Source organism: Rhizobium sp. PDO1-076, from assembly GCF_000247475.1.
Lineage (GTDB): Bacteria > Pseudomonadota > Alphaproteobacteria > Rhizobiales > Rhizobiaceae > Allorhizobium.
In genome coordinates this window covers 24,994-31,971 of the sequence record NZ_AHZC01000382.1, presented here as the reverse complement: position 1 = coordinate 31,971, position 6,978 = coordinate 24,994, and the positions used below count along the sequence as shown (strand labels likewise).

At 60.0% G+C, this 6,978-nt stretch carries 5 protein-coding genes; 2 read left to right on the top strand and 3 right to left on the bottom strand.

Going from position 1 to position 6,978, the window contains the following annotated elements:
* The first annotated feature begins 186 nt into the window (after window positions 1–186).
* Window positions 187–1,098: a metallophosphoesterase family protein gene (locus tag PDO_RS18050; protein WP_007605344.1), complete on the top strand. Its 912-nt coding sequence runs from the start codon at window positions 187–189 to the stop codon at window positions 1,096–1,098.
* A gap of 159 nt (window positions 1,099–1,257) precedes the next feature.
* Here PDO_RS18050 and leuA read toward each other — a convergent pair whose 3' ends face one another.
* The 3 genes from leuA to PDO_RS18035 form a co-directional block, all read right to left on the bottom strand.
* Complete coding sequence (gene leuA / locus PDO_RS18045; protein ID WP_037074566.1) at window positions 1,258–2,979, bottom strand: 2-isopropylmalate synthase; 1,722 nt, start codon at window positions 2,977–2,979, stop codon at window positions 1,258–1,260.
* A 445-nt stretch (window positions 2,980–3,424) separates the two neighbouring features.
* Window positions 3,425–4,609, bottom strand: coding sequence for a benzoate/H(+) symporter BenE family transporter (locus PDO_RS18040; RefSeq protein WP_007605340.1), 1,185 nt, complete (start codon window positions 4,607–4,609; stop codon window positions 3,425–3,427).
* Between the two features lie 211 nt (window positions 4,610–4,820).
* Window positions 4,821–5,405: an ATP-dependent Clp protease proteolytic subunit gene (locus PDO_RS18035; protein ID WP_007605337.1), complete on the bottom strand. Its 585-nt coding sequence runs from the start codon at window positions 5,403–5,405 to the stop codon at window positions 4,821–4,823.
* Window positions 5,406–5,614: 209 nt separating this feature from the next.
* On the opposite strand from PDO_RS18035, the gene PDO_RS18030 reads away from it, so the two are divergent.
* Window positions 5,615–6,958 (top strand): HD-GYP domain-containing protein, encoded by a 1,344-nt coding sequence (locus PDO_RS18030; protein ID WP_007605334.1) that lies wholly within the window; start codon window positions 5,615–5,617, stop codon window positions 6,956–6,958.
* Window positions 6,959–6,978: the final 20 nt, after the last annotated feature.

Below are 6,978 nucleotides of genomic sequence, written 5' to 3'. Positions count from 1 at the left end.
GAAATATCTGCCCCGCTTCGTCGTAGCAGGCCGCGCGCACGCCAAGCGTCATGCCCCGGCTGAGGGCAAAGTAGACATGCAGCAACCGCACAAGGAACTTCTTGGCCCGACCGGGGATTTCGGAGCTATCATTCGCTGGCGTCATTTTCCTTGCCCCCCAATGCCGGCGCCTTTAAGAGAGACGCCATGTTCAAGCTCGCGCATATTTCCGACGTCCATCTTGGCCCCTTGCCGAACCTGACGATCCGGGAACTCGCGTCCAAGCGGATTACGGGCTATGTGAACTGGCACCGCAACCGGCGCAAGCACCTTTTCCCCAATGCCTTGGAGATGGTTCTCGAGGGCCTGCGCCAACATCAGCCCGATCATCTGGCAATCACCGGCGATCTGGTCAACCTGGCGTCCCGCCTCGAAATCCGCCTCGTCGCAGAGTGGCTGCAACAGGCCGGAGCACCGCTAGACACTTCCGTCGTTCCCGGCAACCACGATGCCTATGTGCCCGGCGCGCATGATCGCTCCGTTCATGCCTGGTATGATTACATCCGGGGTGACGACGATCCACTGATCTGGCAGGACGACCACAAGATCTTTCCCTATATCCGCCGCCGCGGACCGGTCGCGCTGATCGGTTGCTCGACCTCGATCGCCACCCCACCTTTTTCCGCTCAGGGTTATTTCAGCGGCCGCCAGGCACGGGAAACGGCGCAATTGCTGAAAGCTGCAGGCGAAGAGGGCCTGTTTCGCGTGGTGATGATCCATCACCCGCCGATCCGTGGCGCGACCTCGCAGCACAAGCGCCTGATCGGTATCCGCCGCTTTGCCGCCGCCATCCGCACCGGCGGCGCCGAACTGGTGCTGCACGGCCACACGCATCTCAATACGCTGTATTGGCTCGACAACCACGGCAAGCGAGTGCCGGTCGTCGGCATCGCATCGGCCAGTCAAGGTCCAGGCGGCAAGAAACCGGCCGCTGGTTACAATCTCTTTTCCATCGAGGGAACAGCGGATAACTGGCAGGTGGAATGGGAGCGTTACAGGATCGAAAGCGACAATGTGCCGCTTGCGCTCGATCACCGGCAGATTCTGATCGGCGGCTGAACTCACGCCTTTCGCGACATCGTCCTCGGGCTTATCCCGAGGATCTTCCAACGTTTACCGAAAATTCGACGGGAGTAGATGTACGGGACAGGCCCGAGCATGACGACTGAATGCGATCACGGGACCACTTCTATGGTCCCGCAATGACACAAGTCAGGCCTATTTCTGTTCAGCCAGCACGCGGTTGGCGGCCGACACGATCGCCTCCAGCGAAGCGGTGACGATGTTGGTGTTGATGCCGACCCCAAACAGCTTGCCGCCGACATGCGCCATTTCCACATAGGCTATGGCCGCTGCGTTGGATCCGTGCTGCAGCGAATGCTCGGAATAGTCCTCAACCGAGAGATCGATGCCCAGATAGGCCGACAGCGCATTGACGAAACCGTCGATCGGCCCGGTGCCCTTGCCCTCGATGCGCATGGTCTCGCCGCCATCGGTAATCTCGGCAGCAACCACGCGGATACCCTTCTGGTCGGAACCGGCCGGGTAGGTATGGTGATCGACGAACTTGATCCGTGCCTCGGGCTGATCGACATAACGTTCGATGAAGCGTGCATGGATGCGCTTCGACGGCAGTTCGATGCCCTCTTCATCCGTGATGCGCTGGATGTCCTCGCGGAACTCCACCTGCAGGTTGCGCGGCAGGTTGATGCCGTAGTCTTCCTGCAGGATGTAGGCGATCCCACCCTTGCCCGATTGCGAGTTGATGCGGATGATCGCCTCGTAGGAGCGCCCTACATCCTGCGGATCGATCGGCAGATAAGGCACTTCCCAGACCGGGTGATTGGCGACCTTGATCGCCTTCATGCCCTTGTTGATCGCATCCTGGTGCGAGCCGGAAAACGCAGTATAGACCAGTTCGCCGACGTAAGGGTGGCGCTCGGGAATGGTCATCTCGTTGGAATACTCGTAGACCGCCTTGATCCGCTCAATGTCCGAGCAGTCGAGTTTCGGATCGACACCCTGGGTGAACATGTTCAGCGCCAGCGTCACGACATCCACATTGCCCGTACGCTCGCCATTGCCGAACAACGTGCCTTCGACGCGGTCGGCGCCGGCCATCAGCCCCAGTTCGGTGGCAGCAATACCCGTGCCACGGTCGTTGTGTGGATGCAGGGAGATGATGCAGTTCTCGCGATTGTCGATATTGCGGCACATCCATTCGATCTGGTCGGCATAGATGTTCGGAGTCGCCATCTCGACGGTCGAAGGCAGGTTGAGGATCAGCTTGTTGTCCGGCGTCGGCTTGATGATCTCGACCACCGCATTGCAGATTTCCAGCGCCACTTCCAGCTCGGTACCGGTAAAGCTCTCCGGCGAATATTCGAAGCGGAAACCGCCATTGTCCTTGCTGGCGGCATTCGCCGCCATGTCGGTGATCATCTTCGCCGCATCGACGGCAATCTGCTTGATCCCTTGAACATCCTTGCCGAACACCACACGGCGCTGCAATTCGGATGTCGAGTTGTAGAAGTGGATGATCGGCCTCTTGGCACCGTCCAGTGCTTCGAACGTGCGGGTGATCAGTTCCGGCCGGCACTGGACCAGCACCTGCAAGGAAACATCATCCGCCACATTGCCTTCCTCGACACACCACCGGGCAAAATCGAAGTCGGTTTGAGACGCGGACGGGAAGCCGATCTCGATTTCCTTGAAACCCATGTCGAGCAGCAACTGGAACATCCGCGCCTTGCGGTCATGGCCCATCGGATTGACCAGCGACTGGTTGCCGTCGCGCAGGTCGACCGAGCACCAGATCGGCGCCTTGTCGATAACCTTGGACGGCCATGTGCGGTCAGGAATCTGGATCTGCGGATAGGCGCGGTACTTCTCGCTCGCGTCCGGCATGCCATTTTTCACGGTCTGGGATTTCATGATCATCGTCTTCATCTCTGCTCTTCGCACTCCCCCCGGCTCATAGCGCAACTGCAGGCGCTTGGCGACGGGTGAGCGGCCCTGCTAGGGCAAATCTCGCTACAAGTTTGGATTTTCGAGGAGCAATCGCCAAACGGCTAACCCGGCCGCCGGGCGCTCCTCAATGGACCCGGCAACCGCGGATAAGGCCGAGAAGAAGAAGCGAGTTTGGCACCGACGCAGCAAAGCCGGCCGCGCTGTGCGTAGCCTTCATATGCTCGGACATGATTGTCAAAGAGGTGCTCATGGCCAGAGTGATAGCGTGCAGGAATGAATCGCGCAAGAGCGTTATTCGGCGGCAAAAGCCGAGGTATGGAGGAAATCGATCCGATTATTGCCGTTGAGATCGTGCTTCAGCAGTTGGCAGTCGAAGTCCGCGCGCCGGCATGGCTTTGAGATATGCGTCCTTCCCCTATGAGGTTTTTGGCCCGGCCATCTTCGCCAATCCCAGCATCAGCACACCGGCAATCAGCCCCCAGAATGCCCCGGATATGCCGAGGATGGAAATCCCGGACGCGGTAATCAGAAACGTCAGCGCTGCTGCCTCTCGCGTTTCCACATCCTTGAAGGCGGCAACCGCCGAGCCTGAAAAAGCGCCGATCAGGGCAAGCCCCGCCACCGACTGGATGAGGATAGGCGGCGCCAGCGCCACGAACGAGGTCACGGCACCGGCCGCCAATCCCAACAGAATGTAGCCGATACCGCCGATGATTGCCGCCCAGTAGCGTCGCGCCGGATCTGGATGCGCGTCCTCACCGGCGGCCATCGCCGCAGTGATGGCCGCAAGATTGACCGCATGACCGCCGAAGGGGGCAGACAGGAACGAGAAGAGACCCGTCACGGCGAACATCGGGCCGGGCTTCGGCTCATAGTGATTGACCTTGAGGATGGCAATTCCCGGGATGTTCTGCGAGGCCATGGTGACAATGAACAGCGGCAGCGCGATCGAAACCAGTGCAGACAGGGTGAAGACCGGCATAACGAACTCGATCGGCGGCGCGAGGGATTGCGTCCAGCTGGCCATCGCCCCTTCCGGCAATTCGACACCGAACACGATGACCGCAACGAAGGTGAGCAATGCGGCCGGCACCGCATACAGGCGCTTGAACGCAGCAACCACTGCCCAGACGACTAGGATCGGCAGTCCGAGCCGGGCATCAAAGGCAACAGCCTTGAACGGCGCAAAACACAGATTGATGATGACGCCAGCCAGCATGGCATTGGCCAGCGGTGCTGGGATCGCGGCAACCGCCCTGCCGAAGGGACGGAACAGGCCGGCCAGTACGATCAGTGCAGCGCAAACGAAAAATGCCCCGACGGCCGCCGGGAAACCACCCAGCGGAATGCCCGCCGTCGCCATCAGCGCCGCCCCCGGCGTAGACCAGGCAACGGAAACCGGCAACTTGGTCCAGACGCTGAGAATTATGCCGCAAAGCCCCATCGAGATAGACAGGGCCATCAGGCCGGACGCCGCCTCGTAGTCTGTCGCCCCCACGCCTTTCAATCCCTGAAGGACCACGGCAAAGGAACTGGCAAAGCCGACAAAGGCGATCAGCACACCCATGAAGGTGCTCTGGACGGAAAAGTCTTTCAGCATGGCGCAAGCCTTGGTTGAACGAGAGAACAATTGCCTATCGAACACCAAAATGCCCGATCCTTGGCAAGGCACGAATGGCGAAATCGGGTACGTTTTCGCCAAACAGCTGGATGCGAGATCGGCGCTCCGTATCGCATCGACATCGTCGCACAAAAAAAGCCCCCGTCGGTCTCCGGCAGGGGCTCTTCAATTCACAAGGCTTCGAAGACGCTCAGCCGATGTCGGCGTGGCTTTCGATGATCTTGCCGACCAGGCCGTACTGAACGGCGTCTTCGGCCGCGAGCCAGTAGTCGCGGTCGATGTCCTTGGCGATCTTCTCTTCCGTCTGGCCGGTGGCTTTGGAATAGATCTTGATCAGTCGCTGGTTCATCTTGATGATTTCGCGTGCCTGGATCTCGATGTCAGACGCCATGCCGCGCGTGCCGCCCGACGGCTGGTGCATCAGGAAGCGTGTGTTCGGCAGAGCCAGACGGCGTTCCTTGGGAACAGCGACGAAGATAAGCGAGCCGGCCGATGCAGCCCAGCCGGTGGCGATAATCCATACCTTCGGCTTGATGAACCGGATCATGTCGTGGATCGCGTCACCCGCTTCGACATGGCCGCCCGGCGAGCAGACGAACACGCGGATGTCATCGTCCGAGGCTGCCGCAAGCGCGACCAGCTGGGTGCAGACCTTCTGCGCCAGTTCCATGGTGATGCCGCCATAGATGAAGATCGACCGCGACTTGAAAAGGTTCGCTTCCGTTTCCTTGCCGATCGGCAGTTCCTTGCTCTTGTCGTCTTCGTCTTCGTTCATCCGGCAATTCTCCACTTGCGTTTAGCTCACCCGCACATAGTGCGTCTCATGTCGTAAGACAATGCGGGAAAAAGACAAGCATGGAAGCGGTGAACAGGAGGTTAGCCCAAGGGAGAAACACCGCCATCCTTAAAACCGCGAGCGTCACACCTTCCAAGACACCGGCCATTAACAGTCCTCGCTTTATAAGCAGGCAAGAAGGAATGGATATGGCCACGCAGATAAGACTCGCAGAGATCATCGAGGCGCTAAGTCATGCGCTGGACCTGACCGAAGGTCAGCCACCCGGCCATTGCATCCGCTGCTGCTATATCGGCACGGCCATTGGTCAGAGACTCGGATTGACCGAAGATCGGTTACGCGACCTCTATTATACCCTGATGCTCAAGGATCTCGGCTGCTCGTCCAATGCCGCCAGGATCTGCGAACTGTATCTGGCGGATGACCTGAAATTCAAGCATGACTTCAAGCTGGTCGATGGCTCGTTTCCACAGATCCTCCGCTTTGTCCTGTCCCATACCGGCATGCAGGCGGGCCTTGCCGAGCGGTTTCGCGGCTTGCTCAATATCGTCAAAAACGGCGCGGAAATCTCCCAGGGCCTGATCCGCACCCGCTGCGAGCGCGGCGCAGAAATCGCCCGGCAGATGCGCTTCTCCGAAGACGTCGCGCAAGGCATTCTCGATCTCGACGAACATTTCAATGGCGGCGGCCAGCCTGCCGGCCTCAAGGGCGACGAGATCCACCTCTTTGCCCGCATTGCGTTGCTTGCCCAGGTCGCCGATGTCTTCTTCGTCAATGAAGGCGCCGAAGCCGCCATTGCCGAAGTCAGCAAGCGCGCCGGCAGCTGGTTCGATCCACATCTGGTCGACGTCTTCAAGACCGTGGCGACACCGGTCTTCTGGGCCGAACTCGGCGCTGACAACCTCGAACGCTTCGTTCTCGCCCGCGAACCCGGACGACAGGCGATCATGGCCGACGAGGATTATCTCGACGACATCGCGGCCGGCTTTGCCCATGTCATCGACGCCAAAAGTCCCTACACCTCCGGCCATAGCGACCGTGTTGCCCTGTTTACCGACATGATCGCCGAAGAGATGGGCATGGCAACTCCGGAACGCCGGCGGCTGAAACGCGCCGCCCTGCTGCATGACATCGGCAAGCTCGGCGTCTCCAACAGCGTGCTCGACAAGCCCGGCCGCCTGGAAGGCGAGGAATGGGAGCAGATGAAACGCCATGCCGAGTTTTCGGAAACGATCCTGTCACGCATCACCGTCTTCGCCGACCTCGCCCTGATCGGCGGCGCCCATCATGAAAAACTGGATGGATCCGGCTATCCGCGCGGCCTGCAAGGCGATCAGATCAGCTTCGAGACCCGCATTGTCTCGACTGCCGATGTCTTCGATGCACTCACAGCCGACCGCCCCTACCGCGCCGCCATGCCGGTCGCCAAGGCATTAGCCATCCTCTGGGAAGGCGCCGGCAAGAGCCATGATCCGGCGTGTATCGAGGCCCTGGAACGGGCATTGACGCGAGCGGAATTGGCGGCCGCTTGAGATGACGGCTCTTCCTCTTG

Excerpts from the sequence above, each read along its gene's own strand:
- PDO_RS18050 (WP_007605344.1), top strand. The coding sequence starts at position 187 with ATGTTCAAGCTCGCGCATATTTCCGACGTCCATCTTGGCCCCTTGCCG.
- leuA (WP_037074566.1), bottom strand. The coding sequence starts at position 2,979 with ATGATCATGAAATCCCAGACCGTGAAAAATGGCATGCCGGACGCGAGC.
- PDO_RS18040 (WP_007605340.1), bottom strand. The coding sequence starts at position 4,609 with ATGCTGAAAGACTTTTCCGTCCAGAGCACCTTCATGGGTGTGCTGATC.
- PDO_RS18035 (WP_007605337.1), bottom strand. The coding sequence starts at position 5,405 with ATGAACGAAGACGAAGACGACAAGAGCAAGGAACTGCCGATCGGCAAG.
- PDO_RS18030 (WP_007605334.1), top strand. The coding sequence starts at position 5,615 with ATGGCCACGCAGATAAGACTCGCAGAGATCATCGAGGCGCTAAGTCAT.